Below are 17,022 nucleotides of genomic sequence, written 5' to 3'. Positions count from 1 at the left end.
CCCCGTGGGTGCGGCGGCGGGGGGGGCTCCCAACTCCGCCCCAAACGCGGGCGCCCCCCCCCCCCCCCCCCCCCCCCCCACGCCACATTGGGTGCATCAGAAGGCTTCCGCGGGGCGCCTCAGCTGGCCTGCTGTCGCGCGTTGTCGGGCACCTCGAGCACGTCCAACGGCACCAACGGCGCCAGCTTCGGCCGCTTCGGTGAGAGTCCGTCCCCCATCGACTCGCCCCGGAGCTGCCTCCGGATCCACGGCAGGAGGTGCACCTTCGTCCACGTCAGGTCCGAGCGTCGCGAGTCGATCCAGCGGCTCGGAAGCACCTCCGAAGGCCACGGCTCACGCCAGTCGCCCTCCAGGGGGATGCCCAGGACCTCCGCCGCCTTCAGGGCGATGCGGCGGTGGGCCTCCGGGGAGAAGTGGAGGCGGTCGTCGCTCCAGGCTCGGCGGTCGTGCAGGGGGTCCATCGTCCACAAGTCGACCATGCGGGCTCCGTGGCGCTCCGCGATCGCCCACAGGTTCGTGTTGTAGATCGCCACCTTGCCGCGCAGGACCGACATCACCGACAGCACCTTGGTGTCCGGGCCGTTGAACATCAGCACCGGGATCCCGGCCTCACGCAGCTTCGCGACGCCCTCTTCCAGACGCTCCGTGACCGCGTCGACGTCCGCGCCCGGCACGATGATGTCGTTGCCGCCCGCGCACAGCGTCACCAGGTCGGGTTTCAGCTCCAGGGCGATCGGCAGCTGCTCGTCCAGGATCTCGTCGAGCATCTTGCCCCGCAGCGCCAGGTTGGCGTACCGGAAGTCGCTCCGGCCCGCCGCCAGGATCTCGGCGAGCCGGTCGGCCCAGCCCCGGAACGACCCGTCCGGCAGGTCGTCGTTGAGGCCCTCGGTGAAGCTGTCCCCGATGGCTACGTAGCTGTCGATTCCGTACACGTTGGGTCCCCTTCCCATCCTGCGGCCGACACACCCCGACATGTAGTTGTACACCTCAACTATCGCACCCCCACGATGCGTCCACCGCCACCTCGGGTTCAGCCTGGGGTAACAGTGTCTTATCTTGTCGGCCATCGCCGCCTCTGTATTACGCGCTCTTCACCCTCGGCATGCCGTGAAACAGCACACTCGGAGGCAAACCCGGCACCCGATGTGGCGAAAATCTCCCCGGCCGGAGCGTCCCGGCCGGGATCCGGCAGGCTGGACACGTGTCCGGAGAACCCCGTGAGTCGCTCGCGCAGATCCTCGGTGGCCGCCGGGGCGCACTCGACGCCAGCATCCCGCCCGTCGGCTTCGTCGCCGGCTGGCTCGCGGCCGGGCAGTCGATCGCCTGGGGCGCCGGCGCCGCCATCGCGGTCGCCGTCGCGCTCGGGATCTACCGGATCGTGCGGGGCGGCAAGGTCCGCGCGCTGGTCGTGAGCCTGGCCGCGGTCGTCGCCGCCGCGCTGATCGCCCTGCACACCGGCCGCGCCCAGGACTTCTTCCTGCTGCAGCTGATGTCCAATGTGGCCAGCGCCCTGCTGTGGGCGGCCAGCATCGTCGTCCGCTGGCCGCTGCTCGGCGTCGTCGTCGGTCTGCTGCTCGGCCAGAAGGCGCGCTGGCGGCGTGACCCCGTGCTGCTGCGGGCCTACTCGCGGGCCAGCTGGGTGTGGGTCTTCGGCCAGTACGCGCTGCGGGTGGTGGTTTACGGCCTGCTGTGGTGGTCCGGTCAGGTGATCGCGCTCGGCGTGGCCCGCACGGTGCTGTCCTGGCCGCTGGTCGCGCTGACCGTCGCGGTGAGTGGCTGGGTGCTCTACCGCGCGTTGCCGCCGGAGCATCCCGGCCTGCGCCTGGCCCCGGAGACCAGTCCGGACGACGTACCCAGGACATAAGGCGGCCCCCGGCGAGGGGGGAGGGTCCGGGGGCCACTGCCTACGTTACCCGGACTACCCGGGTTCAGTCGACGGTTTCGCAGCTTTGCGCCGCGTTTTGCTCAATCTCTTTCCGGCCGGGGTCTCGGCGTCCCCTCGCCGAAGGCCGCCACGGCGGCGAGCCAGGCCGCCCCGAGCACCCCATCGGAGCTGGTCAGCACCTCGAGATCGGCCAATCGGCGGCGCACGAGCGCGCCGACCGGGCTGTCGCCGGTGAGCACCGAGCCGACGAGCACGACCGGAGTCGACTCGCCGGGCTCGCGCGCGGCGAGGGCGTTGCCGACCAGATGGCCGGCCGCGCGGGCGACGATCTCGAGCGCCGCCGGCTCCCCCGCGTCGTGCGCCGCGCTCACCAACGGCGCGAACCGGGCGAGCCGGACGGGTGCCTCGGCGTTGGCCGCCGTGATGAGCGCGCGCGACGCGGCGAGCCGCCCGGCGTCGGTCCGGACGTCCAAACCGGACGGTCCGAGTGCGGCGGCGAGCACCGCGGACGGCAGCCCGTCGAGCGGGAGCCCGCGCCCGAGCGCCTCCAAAGTGGAACGGACCGCCTCGCGGCCGAGCCAGAACGCGGACCCTTCGTCGCCCAGCAGCCAGCCGTACCCGCCCGTGGTGCCGGCGAGGCGCCGCTTCCGGATCCGGCCCGCGATCGACCCGGTGCCGGCGACGAGGACGGTTCCGTCCGGCGCCGACGTCGCCGACGCGTACGCCACTTCGGCGTCGGTGACCGTCCGCACCACGCCGGGCAGCCCGATCCTCGCCCACGCCGCGTCGAAGACCGCCGCCACGTCCGGGTCGCTGAGCTTGCTGACCCCGGCCATACCGACGACGCACGCCCGCACGCCGCCGGGATCGCGGTCGCCCAGCGCCGCGGTGATCGCGTCGGCGATCCGGCCCGCGGCGACCTCGGGCGCGTGCGCGTTGGGGTTGGCGCCTTCGCCGCGTCCGGTGCCCAGCACGGCGCCGGTGGCGTCGACCAGGGCGGCCCTGGTCGACGTGCCGCCGGCGTCGACGCCTACCGCGAAGCTCACCGGGTCTTGGTGACCTTCAGCAGGCCGCGCGGGCTGTCGGGGTCGCCGCCCCGGGCGAGTGACAGGCCGAGGGCGATCCGCTGGACGGGTAGGATCTCCAGGATCGGCGCCAGTTCCTCGACGGTCTGCGGGACGTCGATGCGCAGGGCCGCCGGGGTCTCGGCCGACGCCGAGCCGACCGCGACGACGTCCGCGCCGCGCTTGCCGACGGCGTCGATGACCTCGCGCATCGCGTCGGCGCCGTGGCCCGCGCTGGTCAGCGCGAGCACGGCGGTCTGGTCGTCGACCGCGGCGACCGGGCCGTGCAGGAGGTCGGCGCCGCTGTACGCGCGGGCGGCGAGGTAGCTCGTCTCGGCGAGCTTGAGCGACGCCTCCAGCGCGGTCGCGTAGGAGTAGCCGCGGGCGGTGGTGAGGACGCGGTTCACGAACCGGTACCGGTCGACCGCGCGCTGTACGCCTTCGGTGGCACCGTCGAGGGTCTGCTGCGCGAGCTCGCCGATCTTCTCGGCGTCGGCGGCCTTGCCGCCGCGGACCGCGTCGATGAGCAGGTAGAGCGCCATCAGCGTCGCGGAGTACGTCTTGGTCGCGGCGACGGCCTTCTCGACGCCCGCGCCGATGTCGACGCCGAGCTCGGAAGCCGCCCGCAGCGGCGAGTCCGGCGTGTTGGTGACGGACACCGTGAGGGCGCCCTGGCGCCGCGCCGTTTCGGTCACTTCGATCAGGTCGGGCGAGCCGCCGCTCTGGCTGACCGTGACGAAGAGCACGTCGCGGAGGTCGGGCCGGGCGCCGTAGAGCGTCGCCGTGGAAGGCGAAACAAGACCAGCCGGAAGGCCGAGCAGTACCTCGATCAGGTACTTCGCGTACAACGCTGCGTGGTCGCTCGATCCACGGGCGGCGAGCAACGCGAACCGCGGCGGCCGTTGTGAGATCTTTTCCGCCACCCCCGCGATTTCCGCCTGACGCGCCACCAGTCCCGCCAGGACGTCCGGCTGCTGGGCGATCTCCGCGGCCATGTGGGCGCCGGGCCGTTGTTCGGTCATCATTTTCCTCTCCACCTCCGGCATTATGTACCGGACTCAGGCGGCGTCGGTCAGGTCTAGACCAATGTTATAGGGGCGGCGCGTTTGGGGAAAAGGGTACGTTTCTTATGGGGACGTGGCGTGCGATGAGGGAAGGCATAGGGAGCCGGGCATGTTGGAGACCACCACCACGGGCGAGGCGGGCGCCGTCGCCGGGATGCGCGGGCAGCGCGAGCCCAAGTACTGGGCGTTGAAACAGCACCTCCTCGATCTCCTCGACGTGCTACCGCCGGGGTCGCCGATCCCGACCGAACGCGCGCTCGCCGGGGAGTTCACGGTCTCCCGCACCACCGTGCGCCAGGCGCTGGCCGACCTGACCGCCGAGGGGCGCCTGCACCGGGTGCAGGGCAAAGGCACCTTCGCGGCCGAACCGAAGCTCGCCCAGCGGCTGCAGCTGTCGTCCTACACCGAGGACATGCGCCGGCAGGGCCTGAAGCCGTCGTCGAAGCTCCTCGAAGTCGAGGAGCTGCCGGTCGAGGGCGACCTCGCGAAGCTGCTCGGAATCCGCACGGGCGCGAAAATTCTTCGCCTTCGACGGCTTCGACTGGCGGACTCGCAGCCGATGGCGCTGGAGACGACGCACCTTCCGCTCGGCCGTTTTCGCGGGCTGCGCAAGCACGTTTCGGCCGGCGGGTCGTTGTACGCCGTTCTACGCGAGCACTACGGCGTCGAACTCGAGCGCGCGGAAGAGACGATCGAGACGTCGCTGGCGGGGCCGCAGGAAGCGGAGATGCTCGGCGCGGACGTCGGCATGCCGGTGCTGATGCTGACCCGCCACTCGTTCGCCACGGACGGGAAGCCGGTCGAGTTCGCCCGCTCGGTCTACCGCGGCGACCGCTACAAGTTCGTGACGACGCTGCTGCCGTGATCCGCGGTTGACGGGGGTGCCCGGTCAAGGTGAAGTTGACCGGGTGACTGCCACCGAAGACACCGGGATCCGGTGGGGAACCCACGCCGCGCGGGGCGTGCTGGCGACCACGATCCTCGGGTCGGGCATGGCGATGCTCGACGGCACCATCGTCAACGTCGCCCTGCCCCGCATCGGCGCCGAGCTGAACGCCTCCGTCGCCGGGCTCCAGTGGATCCTCGACGGCTACATGCTGGCGCTCGCCGCGCTGATCCTGGTCGCCGGTTCGCTCGGCGACCGGTACGGCAGGCGCCGCATGTACCTCGTCGGCGTCGTCTGGTTCGGCGTCGCCTCCGGGCTGTGCGCCGCCGCGACGTCCACCGAGATGCTCGTCGCGACGCGCGTCCTGCAGGGCGTCGGCGGTGCCCTCCTGACGCCGGGATCGCTCGCGATCCTCCAGGCGTCCTTCGCGCACGACGCCCGCGCCCGCGCCATCGGCGCGTGGTCCGGGCTCGGCGGCATCGCGGCCGCCGCCGGGCCGCTGCTCGGCGGCTTCCTCGTGCAGGTCTGGTCGTGGCGGCTGGCGTTCCTCATCAACGTGCCCATCGCCGTGGCCGTGGTCCTCATGGCGCGCAAGTTCGTCCCCGAATCGCGGGACCCGGACGCCACCGGCCACCCGGACTTCGGCGCCGCCGCGCTCGGCGCCGTCGGCCTCGCGGGGATCACCGGCGCGCTCGTCGAGGCGCCGGGACGCGGCATCGGCGACCCGATCGTGCTGGTCGCCGGGCTGGTGGGGATCGCCGGGCTGGCCGCGTTCGTCGTCGTCCAGCACCGGTCGGCGGAACCACTCGTGCCGCCGTCGCTGTTCCGCGACCGCACGTTCACGCTCTCCAACGCGCTGACGTTCGTCGTCTACGCGGCCCTCGGCGGCGTCATGATGCTGCTGGTCATGCAGCTGCAGGTGTCCCTGCACTACTCGCCGACGGCGTCCGGCCTGGCCGGGCTGCCGCTGACGGTGATCATGCTGCTGCTTTCCGGCCGCTCCGGCGCGCTCGCGCAGCGCATCGGCCCGCGGACGCAGCTGGTGGCCGGCCCGATCATCGTCGGCATCGGGATGCTGCTCATGCTGCGCATCGCGCCCGGCGCGTCCTACCTCGGGACGGTGCTGCCGGCGGTGGCGGTGTTCGGGCTCGGCCTGGCGACGGTCGTGGCCCCGGTGACCGCGACGGTGCTCGCCGCGGCCCCGGACCGCTACGCCGGCGTCGCCTCGGGCGTCAACAACGCCATCGCGCGCTCGGGCGGCCTGCTCGCGGTGGCGGTGCTGCCCGCCGCGGCCGGGCTGACCGGCGAGGCGTACGCCGACCCGGTGGCGTTGACGGCGGGCTGGCGGACGGCGCTGGTCATCTGCGCGGCACTGGCGATCGCCGGCGGCCTGATCGCGCTGGGCATCCACAACGGCGTCCTCGAACCGCCGTCACCCGCGAAGCCCGACGACGAGTGCCCCCACCTGGGCGAGTGCTACCACTGCGGCGTCGAGGGCCCGCCGACGCACGTCCGCGGCGGCGGGACCCCGGTCGCCGGCTCCTAGCCCAAAGCGCCCCAATGTGGCGTTGGTTGCGTCCAACGCACCGAACGCCACATTGGGTGCGTCAGACGCACCGAACGCCACATTGGGGCGCTTGAGGCGACCACTGGTCAGGCGACTAGCCCGCGAGGATCTCGGCGAACATCGCCGGATCCGCGTTGCCCCCGGAGACGACGGCCACGGTGCGGCCCGCGGGCAGCTCGGCGGCGTGGGACAGGTACGCCGCCGTCGTCACCGCGCCGCTGGGCTCGGCCACCAGCCGGGCCTGCCGGGCCAGCGTGCGGACGGCGTCGCGGATCTCGTCCTCGGTGACCGTCACCATGTCGTCGACGACCTTCCGCAGGTGCGCGAAGGTCAGGTCCGACGGCTGCGCGCGCAGGCCGTCGGCGATCGTGCGGGCCCGGTCCGCCACCGGCCAGTCGGCGCGGTGGCCGAGCCGCAGCCCCTCGGTCGTGTCGGCGGCCAGCGCGGGCTCGACGCCGATCACGCGGGCGTCGGGGCAGCGGGCCTTGATCGCGGTGCCGACGCCGGAGGCCAGCCCGCCGCCGCTCACCGGCACGAGCACGACCTCGACGTCCGGCAGGTCTTCGGCGATCTCGAGGCCCACCGTGCCCTGCCCGGCGATAATGGCCGCGTCGTCGAAGGGCGGCACGAGGGTCAGCCCGCGTTCGGCGGCCAGTTCGTGCGTTTTTTCCTCGAGTTCGCTGATCGGCACCTCGATGACTTCGGCGCCGTAGGAGCGGGTGGCGGCGACCTTGATCCGCGGCGCGACGTCCGGCACGACGATAACCGCGGGCACGCCGTACCGCTGCGCGGCGTACGCGACCGCCTGCGCGTGGTTGCCGCTCGAGAAGGCGATGACGCCGCGGGCGCGGACGGCGTCGTCGAGAGCGCTGATCGCGGTGAACGCGCCGCGCACCTTGAACGCGCCGACCGGTTGCAGATTCTCGGGTTTGAGCCACAGGGTCTTGCGGGGATCCCATGTCTGGAGCAGCAGGGGCGTGCGCACGGCGACACCTTCGACGCGCTTCGCGGCGGCCTCGATGTCTGAGATCGTCACCAGTTCCATCTGCCGAGTATGTCAAGAAACCGTTCGGTCTGGAGTGTCTAATTTGGACAGACGGAGTGGTGCTCCTCACGCACCGGCAACGTGGGGAGTTCCTCACGCGCCTTAGACGTTGGACAAGGGAGAAGACGACTACCTAGATCGGGATCATGAGCAAGGAGAACGCAGCGGCTTCGGAGGAGAAGGAAGAGAAGTCGGGCCTGCGGATCGCGCAGGTCCTGGCGGCGGCGCTGGCGGCGGTGACCGCGGCGCTGCTCGGATCGACGTTGGGCGTGGCGGGCACGGTGGTCGGCGCCGGCGTGGCGAGCGTGGTGTCGACGGTCGGCAGCGAGCTGTACCTGCGCTCGCTGCAGCGAACCCGCGAAGCGGCGCTCAAGGCGCGCCAGCTGGCCACGTCGGGAATCCGCCGGCGCGGACACGCCGTGGACATCACCGACCAGCCGACGGTCCAGCTCAAGCCGCCTCCGGACGAACCGCGGCTGTCGTCCCGGCTCCGGAAGCTGCGCTGGCCGCTGATCATCGGCACGAGCGCCGTGGCGTTCGTGGTGGCGATCCTCTCGATGGTCGGCGTCGACGCGGCGACGGACGGCAAGGTCGCGGGCGGAACGGGCGCGAGCGTGGGCAAGATCTTCGGCGGCGGATCAGGCACGACGGACAAGACCCCGTCGACGACCCCGACGGCCCCGACGGACGACACGCAGGTTTCCCCGACGGAGACGACCACGACGCCCTCGGCCACGTCGACGACTCCGACGACCTCGTCGGAGTCCCCGACACCGACCCCGAGCACGACGACGCAGCAGCCGTCGACCTCGGCCCCGGCCACGACGGCGACGCCGCCGACCAGCAAGGGCGCGGCCGCGACCACTCCGGCCCCGTGAAGGCCATGAGGGGCACCTTCATGGACACAAGAGCCATGAGGGTGCCCCTCATGAACGTCAGACCAGGCGGGCGCGCAGCTCCCGCGCCGCTGCCTCGGGGTCCTCGGCGTCGGTGATCGCCCGGACCACCACGATCCGGGACGCCCCGGCCTCCAGCACCGAAGGCAGCCGGTCCGAGCCGATGCCGCCGATCGCGAACCACGGCCGGTCCGGGGCCCAGGCCGCCGTCGCGCGGACCAGGTCCAGGCCCGGTGCCGGGCGGCCCGGCTTGGTCGGTGTCGGCCAGCACGGGCCCGTGCAGAAGTAGTCGACCCCGGGCTCCGCGGCCGCGGCCAGGGCCTGGTCGAGGGAGTGCGTCGACCGGCCGATCACCACCTCGTCGCCCAGGATGCGGCGGGCCAGCGGGACCGGGATGTCGTCCTGGCCCAGGTGGAGCACGTCGGCACCGACCGCCAGCGCCACGTCGGCCCGGTCGTTCACCGACAGCAACGCTCCGTGGCGGGCGCACGCCTCCGCCAGCACCTCCAGCGCCGCGATCTCGCCGGCCGCCTCCAGGGCGCCGGTCTTGTCGCGCAGCTGGATGACGTCGACGCCGCCCGCGAGGGCCGCGTCGGCGAAGGCAGCCAGGTCCCCACGCGAAGTGCGGGCGTCCGTGCAGAGGTACAGGCGTGCCGCGTCGAGGCGGGCTCGGATCTTGTCACCGGAGAGGGCAGGCATAGCGGCGACCGTACCCCGCGCGTTAGGGTGGACGTGTCCGCACGGGAGCCCGAGGCACGGGCTGAGAGGGAGCTGCCGCTCCGACCGTGGAACCTGATCCGGGTCATGCCGGCGCAGGGAGCGTGATTCCATGACGAACCTGGCAGTGGTGGGCGGCGGCGTGATCGGCCTGTCCACGGCGTGGCGAGCCGCCGCGAACAACCACCGGGTCACCCTCTACGACCCCGAACCCGTCCGCGGCGGCGCGTCCTGGCTGGCCGGGGGCATGCTCGCCCCCGTCACCGAGGCCTGGCCGGGCGAGGAGGACGTCCTCCGCCTCGGCGAAGAGTCACTGAAACGCTGGCCGGACTTCGCCCGCGACCTCGAGGAAGAGGGCGTCGACCCCGGGCTGGCCGGGCACGGGACGCTCGTCGTCGCCTTCGACAGCGCCGACGCCGGCTACCTGGACATCCTGGCCGGCCACCTCCACGAGCTCGGCCGCGCGGCCGAGCGGCTCACCGGCCGGGAGGTCAAGCGGCTCGAACCCGGCGCCGGATCCGTCCGAAGTGGACTTCACGTGCCCGGCGACCTGGCCGTGGACAACCGGAAACTCCTCAACGCGCTGTACGCGGCCTGCGAAAAGCGAAACGTCCGGTTCCGGCGTGAGCGCGTCGAAGAGCTCCCGGACGCCGAGGCCGTCGTGCTCGCCGCGGGCGCCTGGACCGGGCGGCTGCACCCGCTGCTCGCCGACGCCGTCCGCCCGCTCAAGGGTGAGATCCTCCGGCTCAGGCCCCGCCGCGGGTGCCTGCCGCCGCCCACGCACACCGTCCGGGCCGTCGTCGAGGGCCGCCCGATCTACCTCGTCCCGCGCGGTGACTCCGAGCTCGTCCTCGGCGCCACCCAGTACGAGGCCGGGTTCGACCAGGCCGTCACCGCACGCGGCGTGCGTGAGCTGATCGAGGGCGCCGAACGCGTCTTCCCCGCGATCACCGAGTACGAGCTGGTCGAGACCGCCGCCGGCCTGCGCGCCGGCAGCCGGGACGCGCTGCCGTACCTCGGCGCCTTGGACGGCAGTGTTTTCGCCGCCACCGGCCACCACCGCAACGGCCTGCTGATGGCCCCGGTGACCGCGGACGCCGTGGTCGCCTGGCTCGAGGGGGAGAAGCCGCCCGAGGGGACCGAAGCCGCTTCGCCCGCCCGCCTGCACCAGAAGGAGCACGTCTGATGGAGATCAAGGTCAACGGCGAATGGACGGAGTTCCCCGACGGCGCGACCGTCGCCGACGTCCTCGACGCCACCGGCGGGCAGCGGCCGGGCATCGCCGTCGCGGTCGACGGCGTCGTCGTCCGCCGTGCCGACTGGTCGGCCACCGCCGTGCCCAAGGGGGCGGGCGTCGACGTGCTCACCGCGGTCCAGGGAGGCTGAAATGGACGAAGAACCGCTGGTCATCGGCACCTGCAAGCTGACGTCCCGGCTGATCATCGGCACCGGCGGCGCCGCCAACCTCGCCGTCCTCGAACGCGCGCTGGTCGCGTCCGGGACCGAGCTGACCACCGTCGCCATGCGCCGCGCCGACGCCGAAGGCGGCTCCGGCGTCCTCGAGCTCCTCCGGAGGCTCGGCATCGAGCTGCTGCCGAACACGGCGGGCTGCCGGACGGCCGCGGAAGCCGTCCTCACCGCGCAACTCGCGCGGGAGGCCCTCGAGACCGACCTGATCAAGCTCGAGGTGCACGCCGACGACCGGACGCTGCTGCCGGACCCGATCGAGACCCTCGACGCCGCCGAACGGCTGACCGCCGACGGGTTCACCGTGTTCGCCTACACGAACGACGACCCGGTGCTCGCGCTGCGGCTGGAGGAGGCCGGCTGTGCCGCGGTGATGCCGCTGGGCGCGCCGATCGGCACCGGCCTCGGCATCCGGAATCCGCACAACATCGAGCTGATCGTGTCGCGGGCGAACGTGCCGGTGATCCTGGACGCCGGAATCGGCACGGCCTCGGACGCGACGCTGGCGATGGAGCTCGGCTGCGACGCCGTGCTGCTGTCCACGGCCGTCACCCGGGCGGCGGACCCCGAACGGATGGCGTCGGCGATGCGCGCGGCCGTCGTCGCCGGTCACCTGGCCCGCGGTGCGGGGCGCGTGCCGCAGCGCTTCTGGGCGCAGGCGTCGAGTCCACCCCGGTGAACCAGGGCGCCTTCACGCCGAGCGCGCACCGGGAGCCCGTAAGGTGGACGGCATTTCCGGTGAGGGCAGAAGGAGCCAGCCGTGACCAGCACATCGGTCCAGGACGTCTCGGGCAGGTTGTACCTCGCCGTCGGCAGGCTGTCCCGGTCACTGCGGCAGGCGGGCGTGCCCGGGCCGGGCCACGGCGCCATTTCGGCCCTGGCGACGCTGGTACACGCCGGCCAGCTCCGGCTCGGTGACCTCGCGGCGAAGGAGGGCGTCGCCGCGGCGACGATGTCGCGGATCATCGCGTCCCTGGTCGAGGCCGGGTACGTCAGCCGCGAGTCCGACCCGGTCGACCGGCGGGCGTGGCTGGCGAAGGCGACCGAAGAGGGCGAGCGGCTCGTCTCCGGCGTCCGCTCGACCCGGGTGCAGGAGCTGAACCGGCGTCTCGACCGGCTTTCGCCCGAGCACCGCGAAGCCCTGACGGCGGCGATCCCGGCTCTCGAGGCCCTGATCGCGGACGACTAAGCCGCCTGCTCGCGCCGCAGTTCGGCCAGCTCCGCGCGCAGGGAGCGGAGCTCTTGGAGGATTTCGCGGTTCGCGGCGGCCTGCGCTTCGGCCTGCTTCGCCTCTTCCTCGCGGATGTCCTGGCGCAGTTCGTCCTCCATGCCGCTGACGACGACGGCGATGAACAGGTTCAGCACCGCGAAGCTGGACACCAGGATGTAGACGACGAAGAAGATCCAGGCCATCGGGGCCTGTGCCATGATCGTCTTCGCGATGTCCGGCCACGCCTCGCCGGTCATCACCTGGAACAGCGTGAACAGCGACGTGCCGAGGTCGCCGAAGTCGCCCGGGTCGATGCCGCCGAACAGCTTCGTCGCCATCACGCCGGCCACGAAGATGATCAGCGCGAGCAGCGCGGCGATCGACGCCATCCCCGGGATCGCGGCGAGCAGCCCGGAAACGACCTTCCGCATCGACGGCACGACCGAGATCAGCCGCAGCACCCGGAGCACGCGCAACGACCGCAGCACCGCGAACGGCCCGGTCGCCGGGATCACGGCGATGCCCACCACCAGCAGGTCGAAGATGTTCCAGTTGTCGCGGAAGAAGCCGCCGCGGTAGGCGTAGAACTTCGCCAGCAGTTCGGCGACGAAGATGCCGAGCGCGATGTGGTCGAGGACGTGCAGCAGCCCGCCGTAGCCGTCCATCACCGACTTCGACGTCTCCATGCCGAGCGTGACCGCGTTGAAGACGATCACGGCGATGATGAAGTTCTGGAAGCGGCGGTCCTCCAGGACCTTCGCCACCCGCGCCCGCCCGGTCAAGGCCGTTCCCCTGCCTGTTCGAGGATGTAAACGGGCAAATCGTAACGGTGGCCTCCGCTGTGCCAGGAGTCACAGGCCGGATTGGGCGGATAGCTTCGGCTTGCCGCTTTTCGGCCGGAGTTTTCCGCTGAAAGAAGGGCTGGTCAGTCCTTGGTGTTCCTCCGGGCGCGCGGGTTCTGGTGCAAGGTCGGCATCGGCGCCGCGATCGTGGGCACCGTCGCGGGCGTCATCGTCGAACCCTGCGGGCTGGTCGAAGGCGGGGCGATCGCCGTCGCGGGCGGGGCCGCGGCGGTCGGCGGCGGGGCCGTCGCGATGGCGACGAGCCCGAGCAGCAGCAGAAGCTCGAGGAGTACCGCAACAAGAGTCCGGAGATCAGGGAGAGCGTCATCAACGGCAGGATCAGGCACCTGGAAACCGAGATCCGCGGGTGCCAGGAACAGCTCGACAAGCTGCTCGGGAACTGCCCGTGATGAGCGAGGGCACGGAAATCCCCCTGGACCGGCTACGCGAGGTGGCCGAGCTGCTGCTGGCGCACGTCGAGCGTTCCGGTGGCTCGGTCACGCTCGAGCGTGACCTGTTCTGGGAGCTGACGCCGGAGCAGCTGGTGGCGATGGCCGACGACCCCGACCGGGTGGTCGGCTACGGGCTGGTCTGGCTGGCCGACGTGCTGCGCGCGCTCGGCCACCAGGCGCTCGGCTGACGCCTCAGCGCTCTTCGGGAGCCAGCCGCCAGAACGCCGAGACCGGGCCGACCTTGGCGCCCATCGGGTAGGCGTGCTCGACGGCGTGCGAGACGAACCACTTGCCGTACCGCGCGGCCTCGACCACGGACATCCCCTTGGCCAGGCCCGCGGTGAGCGCCGACGCCATCGTGTCGCCCGCGCCGTGCGTGTGCGGGGTCGCGTAACGCCGGCCCGGCAGCTCCACGAACGTCGAGCCGTCGAAGAGGAGGTCGACGCACTCGGGGTCGGCCTGCAGGTGGCCGCTCTTGACCAGGACGTACCGCGGGCCCATCCGGTGCAGGACGACGGCCGCGGTGTGCATGCCCTCGCGGTCGGTCACGGTCATCCCGGTGAGCAGCCGGACCTCGTCGAGGTTCGGGGTGAGCACGGTCGCGCGCGGCAGCAGCTCGTCGCGCAGGGCGTGCAGGCCGGCCTCGTCGAACAGCGGGTGGCCGTGCATCGACGCGGCCACCGGGTCGACGACGAACGGGATCTTCGCGTCGCGCCCGATTTCGGCGTTGTCGCACGCCGCCGCGACGGCGTGGATGATCTCGGCCGAGGCCAGCATGCCGGTCTTCGCCGCGCCGACGCCCATGTCGGCCGCCACGGCCTCGATCTGCCCGGCCACGATGTGCGGCGGCAGGTCGGCGCGGTCGTGCACACCCAGGGTGTTCTGGACGGTGACGGCGGTGACCGCGACCAGGCCGTGGACGCCACAGGTCAGGAACGTGCGCAGGTCGGCCTGCAGCCCGGCGGCGCCGCCGGAGTCCGAGCCGGCGATGGTCAACGCGGTCGGAAGGCTCGTCGTCATGGTGGTTTCCCGACTTCTGGTCTAGTCCATCCATGCCCCCGCCACCGCCCTCAACGGAGACGCTTCGCGTCACAGTATTGGATCAGCGGCCTCTTTTGCTTCATCAACAGTCAACCACGGTGGGACATTGTGAACGTTACTCACGTTCGAAGGAGCCTGGATGAAGCTCTTCTCGGTGGCAGTCCTCACGGCCGCTCTCGCGTTCTCCGGGGCGACGGCAGCCCATGCGGACGGTCCCAAGCTCTCCCACGTCACGACCGTCGGCGTGCACAACACGTACGACCCGGCGGCCTACGGCTATCTCGCCCAGGCACTCGACGCGGGCTCGTCGCTGATCGAGCTGGACGTCTGGCCGGACTTCTTCACCCACGAGTGGAAGGTCAGCCACTCGAACCCGCTGGGGAACCAGAACAACTGCGTCGCGGCGACTTCGGCGTCGCAGCTGTACTCCGGCGGGAAGAACAAGAACCTGGAGTACTGCCTCGACGACATCCGGATCTGGCTGGCCGCCCACCCCGGGCACACGCCGATCACGCTGAAGCTCGAGATGAAGACCGGCTTCTCGGACAACACGGGCATGGGCCCGGACGAGCTGGACGCGACGTTCCGTTCGCACCTCGGCAGCGTCGCGTTCCGGCCGTCCGAACTGCTCGGTGGCTATGCCACGCTCGACGACGCGGCCAAAGCGGACAACTGGCCGTCCGTGGACGCGTTGCGGGGCCGCGTGATCACCGAGATCATCCCCGGCACGGTCGAGGAGGGGAACCCGACCGACACGCTGCACACGGACGTCGAGTACGCGCGTTACCTGATCGGCCTGAAGAACGCGGGCCGCATCGGCGACGCGAACATCTTCCCGACCGTGCACGGCGCGGCCGGCGGTGACCCGCGGGACAAGTACACCGCCGACCTCAAGCCGTGGTTCGTCGTGTTCGACGGCGACGCGAACGCGTGGGTGACCCAGACCGGGCCGTGGTGGTACGACGCCAACCACTACTACGTCGTGATGACCGACGCGCAGAACGTCGCGCCGGCCATCGACGCCCACAACCCGACGGTCGACCAGGCCAACCAGCGCGTCGCCGACCTGGCGAAGCAGCACGCGTCGGTGGTCACTTCGGACTGGACCGGGCTCACGACGGTGCTGCCGCAGGTGCTGCCCCGGGGTTAGAGCGTCAGCACGAGCTTTCCGGACACTCGCCCGGATTCGCCCAGCTCGTGCGCCTCGGCGACGTCTTCGAGCGGGAACGTCCGCTCGACGCGGATCTTCAGCTGACCGGCTTCGACGAGTTCGACGAGGCCGGTCAGCCCGCCGCGGTCCGGCTCGACGAGGATCCGGCTCGTCCGTACGTTCCGTTCCGCGGCGGCCTTGTCGACGCGGTCGGCGACGCCGCTCGGCACGGCGATCAGCAGGCCGCCCTCCTTGATCGCGGGCAGCCAGCGCAGGTCGCTCTCCTCGCCGACCAGTCCGAAGTAGACGTCCACATCGGACGTTGCCGCCGTTTCATCGTGGTAGTCGATGGGTTCGTCGACGCCGAGCTCCCGCAGGAAGTCGTGCTTCTTGGCGCTGGCCGTGCCGATGACGTGCGCGCCGCGCGCCTTCGCGATCTGCACGGCGAGGTGGCCGACCCCGCCCGCGGCGGCGTCGACGAAGACACGCTGTCCGCTCTGGACGTTCGCGACGTCGACCAGGCCCTGCCAGGCGGTGAGTCCGGCCAGTGGCAGCGCGGCGGCCTCGGCGAACGACAGTCCCGCCGGCTTGCGCACGAAGTGCCGCGAAGGCGCGGTGACGTACTCGGCGTAGGCGTTGGCCGGCCGCGGGAACCACGGCATGCCGAGGACTTCGTCGCCCTTCCGGACGCCGGTGGCGCCGAAACCGGCCTCCTCGACGACGCCGGCGACGTCCCAGCCGACGGTGAACGGCGGCTCGCCGAGGAACCCGCCGCCGCGGCGCACCTTCCAGTCGACCGGGTTGATGCCGGCGGCCTTCACCCGCACCAGGACCTCCGTCGGCCCGGGTGCCGGCCGCGGTGCCTCGGTGACGTGGAGCACCTCCGGCCCGCCGAGTGCCTGCTGGGTCACGATGCGCATCACTTGCTCCTTCGCTCTCGGGGTTGCCTCCGCTATCTTTGGACCGTTCGTCACTTTTCGCCAGAAGGCACTTGTCGGTAAAGTAGGTACCCGATGGAAACCACCTGTGACCAGGGCGGACCCTGGGACGTCTATCTCCGGAACTGCCCGTGCCGGGACGTGCTGGACCTGCTGGCCAACAAGTGGACGGCACTGATGCTCGGCGCGCTGGCCCGCGGCCCGCACCGCTTCGGCGAGCTGCGCCGCGCGGTCGACGGCATCAGCCAGAAGATGCTGACCCAGAACCTCCGCCAGCTGGAACGCGACGGCTTCCTGACCCGCACGGTCTACCCGACCACCCCGCCCACGGTGGAGTACGCGCTGACGGAGATGGGCGCCGAGGTCGGCGCGCACCTGATCGCGCTGAGCGCGTGGTCGCAGGCGAACTTCGACCGCATCCGCTCCGCCCGCGCGGACTACGACGGCCGCGAACTCGAGCCGGTCCGCTAGCCCGTAACTCGCGTGATCAGGGACGTAACTCGCGTGATTGAAGACGGAACTCGCGAGTTGCGGCCCCAATCACGCGAGTTACGGGCCCAGTCACGCGAGTTCCGGGTTCAGGAGGCGGGCGCGGTGGTCGAGGAGCGCCACGCCTTCGCGGATGCTCGGTGGCGGCGTGCGACCGGACTTCTCGCGAAGGACGTGGATCGCCTGGATATTGCGGCCCTCGCCGACCAGGGCGTCGAACTCCTCCCGCAGGTCTTCGGGCAGGGACTGCCACAGCTCGTCGTTCGTCACCGGCCCAGTTTGGCAGCGTCGGCTCCGCGGCCGCGCGTG

At 71.7% G+C, this 17,022-nt stretch carries 21 protein-coding genes and 1 riboswitch; of the genes, 11 read left to right on the top strand and 10 right to left on the bottom strand.

Annotated features, from left to right (window positions below):
- Positions 1-119: 119 nt before the first annotated feature.
- Entirely contained in the window at positions 120-932 is an 813-nt protein-coding gene (locus AB0G28_RS42490; RefSeq protein ID WP_361103241.1) for an SGNH/GDSL hydrolase family protein, read from the bottom strand.
- A gap of 269 nt (positions 933-1,201) precedes the next feature.
- On the opposite strand from AB0G28_RS42490, the gene AB0G28_RS42485 reads away from it, so the two are divergent.
- Positions 1,202-1,864 carry a DUF3159 domain-containing protein gene (locus AB0G28_RS42485; RefSeq protein ID WP_361103239.1) on the top strand — a complete coding sequence of 221 codons (663 nt, stop codon included), beginning with the start codon at positions 1,202-1,204 and terminating at the stop codon, positions 1,862-1,864.
- 101 nt (positions 1,865-1,965) lie between these two features.
- Here AB0G28_RS42485 and AB0G28_RS42480 read toward each other — a convergent pair whose 3' ends face one another.
- Both AB0G28_RS42480 and AB0G28_RS42475 read right to left on the bottom strand, forming a co-directional pair.
- Positions 1,966-2,931, bottom strand: a complete 966-nt coding sequence (locus AB0G28_RS42480) for a BadF/BadG/BcrA/BcrD ATPase family protein (RefSeq protein WP_361103237.1) — start codon at positions 2,929-2,931, stop codon at positions 1,966-1,968.
- Positions 2,928-3,974 carry an SIS domain-containing protein gene (locus tag AB0G28_RS42475; protein ID WP_361103235.1) on the bottom strand — a complete coding sequence of 349 codons (1,047 nt, stop codon included), beginning with the start codon at positions 3,972-3,974 and terminating at the stop codon, positions 2,928-2,930. Before AB0G28_RS42475 ends, AB0G28_RS42480 begins: the two co-directional genes overlap by 4 nt.
- Positions 3,975-4,122: 148 nt before the next feature.
- Between AB0G28_RS42475 and AB0G28_RS42470 the strand changes: the two genes are divergently transcribed.
- Positions 4,123-4,878, top strand: coding sequence for a GntR family transcriptional regulator (locus AB0G28_RS42470; protein WP_020641758.1), 756 nt, complete (start codon positions 4,123-4,125; stop codon positions 4,876-4,878).
- A gap of 43 nt (positions 4,879-4,921) precedes the next feature.
- Positions 4,922-6,445: an MFS transporter gene (locus tag AB0G28_RS42465; RefSeq protein ID WP_361103232.1), complete on the top strand. Its 1,524-nt coding sequence runs from the start codon at positions 4,922-4,924 to the stop codon at positions 6,443-6,445.
- Between the two features lie 115 nt (positions 6,446-6,560).
- Here the strand turns inward: AB0G28_RS42465 and AB0G28_RS42460 are convergent, their stop codons facing one another.
- A complete protein-coding gene (locus AB0G28_RS42460; protein ID WP_361103230.1) occupies positions 6,561-7,511 on the bottom strand; it encodes a threonine/serine dehydratase in 951 nt (316 codons plus the stop codon).
- Between the two features lie 146 nt (positions 7,512-7,657).
- On the opposite strand from AB0G28_RS42460, the gene AB0G28_RS42455 reads away from it, so the two are divergent.
- Complete coding sequence (locus AB0G28_RS42455) at positions 7,658-8,389, top strand: hypothetical protein (RefSeq protein WP_361103228.1); 732 nt, start codon at positions 7,658-7,660, stop codon at positions 8,387-8,389.
- Positions 8,390-8,446: 57 nt separating this feature from the next.
- On the opposite strand, the gene thiE is transcribed toward AB0G28_RS42455, so the two are convergent.
- A complete protein-coding gene (gene thiE / locus AB0G28_RS42450) occupies positions 8,447-9,106 on the bottom strand; it encodes a thiamine phosphate synthase (RefSeq protein ID WP_361103226.1) in 660 nt (219 codons plus the stop codon).
- 31 nt (positions 9,107-9,137) lie between these two features.
- Positions 9,138-9,243, top strand: a riboswitch (TPP riboswitch).
- On the opposite strand from thiE, the gene thiO reads away from it, so the two are divergent.
- The 4 genes from thiO (at position 9,237) to AB0G28_RS42430 (ending at position 11,780) form a co-directional block, all read left to right on the top strand.
- Complete coding sequence (thiO, locus tag AB0G28_RS42445) at positions 9,237-10,310, top strand: glycine oxidase ThiO (RefSeq protein ID WP_361103224.1); 1,074 nt, start codon at positions 9,237-9,239, stop codon at positions 10,308-10,310. (Overlaps the previous riboswitch by 7 nt.)
- Positions 10,310-10,510, top strand: a complete 201-nt coding sequence (gene thiS / locus AB0G28_RS42440) for a sulfur carrier protein ThiS (RefSeq protein WP_361103222.1) — start codon at positions 10,310-10,312, stop codon at positions 10,508-10,510. The genes thiO and thiS overlap by 1 nt, the downstream gene beginning before the upstream one ends.
- Position 10,511: 1 nt before the next feature.
- Positions 10,512-11,270 carry a thiazole synthase gene (locus AB0G28_RS42435; protein ID WP_361103220.1) on the top strand — a complete coding sequence of 253 codons (759 nt, stop codon included), beginning with the start codon at positions 10,512-10,514 and terminating at the stop codon, positions 11,268-11,270.
- A gap of 81 nt (positions 11,271-11,351) precedes the next feature.
- Positions 11,352-11,780 carry a MarR family transcriptional regulator gene (locus AB0G28_RS42430; RefSeq protein WP_003101725.1) on the top strand — a complete coding sequence of 143 codons (429 nt, stop codon included), beginning with the start codon at positions 11,352-11,354 and terminating at the stop codon, positions 11,778-11,780.
- Here AB0G28_RS42430 and AB0G28_RS42425 read toward each other — a convergent pair.
- Both AB0G28_RS42425 and AB0G28_RS42420 read right to left on the bottom strand, forming a co-directional pair.
- A complete protein-coding gene (locus AB0G28_RS42425) occupies positions 11,777-12,583 on the bottom strand; it encodes an ion transporter (RefSeq protein ID WP_361103218.1) in 807 nt (268 codons plus the stop codon). The two genes, AB0G28_RS42430 and AB0G28_RS42425, sit on opposite strands and share 4 nt — an antisense overlap.
- 143 nt (positions 12,584-12,726) lie before the next feature.
- Positions 12,727-12,990 carry a hypothetical protein gene (locus AB0G28_RS42420; RefSeq protein WP_361103216.1) on the bottom strand — a complete coding sequence of 88 codons (264 nt, stop codon included), beginning with the start codon at positions 12,988-12,990 and terminating at the stop codon, positions 12,727-12,729.
- Positions 12,991-13,052: 62 nt separating this feature from the next.
- On the opposite strand from AB0G28_RS42420, the gene AB0G28_RS42415 reads away from it, so the two are divergent.
- Complete coding sequence (locus AB0G28_RS42415) at positions 13,053-13,283, top strand: hypothetical protein (protein ID WP_361103214.1); 231 nt, start codon at positions 13,053-13,055, stop codon at positions 13,281-13,283.
- A 4-nt stretch (positions 13,284-13,287) separates the two neighbouring features.
- Here the strand turns inward: AB0G28_RS42415 and thiD are convergent, their stop codons facing one another.
- A complete protein-coding gene (gene thiD, locus AB0G28_RS42410; protein ID WP_361103212.1) occupies positions 13,288-14,115 on the bottom strand; it encodes a bifunctional hydroxymethylpyrimidine kinase/phosphomethylpyrimidine kinase in 828 nt (275 codons plus the stop codon).
- Between the two features lie 160 nt (positions 14,116-14,275).
- Here thiD and AB0G28_RS42405 point away from each other — a divergent pair, with 160 nt between their 5' ends.
- Positions 14,276-15,286: a phosphatidylinositol-specific phospholipase C domain-containing protein gene (locus AB0G28_RS42405; RefSeq protein WP_361103210.1), complete on the top strand. Its 1,011-nt coding sequence runs from the start codon at positions 14,276-14,278 to the stop codon at positions 15,284-15,286.
- Here the strand turns inward: AB0G28_RS42405 and AB0G28_RS42400 are convergent.
- On the bottom strand, positions 15,283-16,206 hold the full coding sequence (locus AB0G28_RS42400; RefSeq protein WP_361103208.1) for an NADP-dependent oxidoreductase: 924 nt from the start codon (positions 16,204-16,206) through the stop codon (positions 15,283-15,285). The two genes, AB0G28_RS42405 and AB0G28_RS42400, sit on opposite strands and share 4 nt — an antisense overlap.
- 93 nt (positions 16,207-16,299) lie before the next feature.
- Here AB0G28_RS42400 and AB0G28_RS42395 point away from each other — a divergent pair, with 93 nt between their 5' ends.
- Positions 16,300-16,695, top strand: coding sequence for a helix-turn-helix domain-containing protein (locus tag AB0G28_RS42395; RefSeq protein ID WP_361103206.1), 396 nt, complete (start codon positions 16,300-16,302; stop codon positions 16,693-16,695).
- Positions 16,696-16,785: 90 nt separating this feature from the next.
- On the opposite strand, the gene AB0G28_RS42390 is transcribed toward AB0G28_RS42395, so the two are convergent.
- A complete protein-coding gene (locus tag AB0G28_RS42390) occupies positions 16,786-16,983 on the bottom strand; it encodes a hypothetical protein (RefSeq protein WP_361103204.1) in 198 nt (65 codons plus the stop codon).
- Positions 16,984-17,022 lie beyond the last annotated feature (39 nt).

Origin of the sequence: Amycolatopsis sp. NPDC021455 (genome assembly GCF_040640995.1) — a bacterium.
In the GTDB taxonomy this organism is placed as follows: domain Bacteria; phylum Actinomycetota; class Actinomycetes; order Mycobacteriales; family Pseudonocardiaceae; genus Amycolatopsis.
Note: the sequence above shows the minus strand (reverse complement) of the source record. Positions and strands in the feature narration are given on the sequence as shown.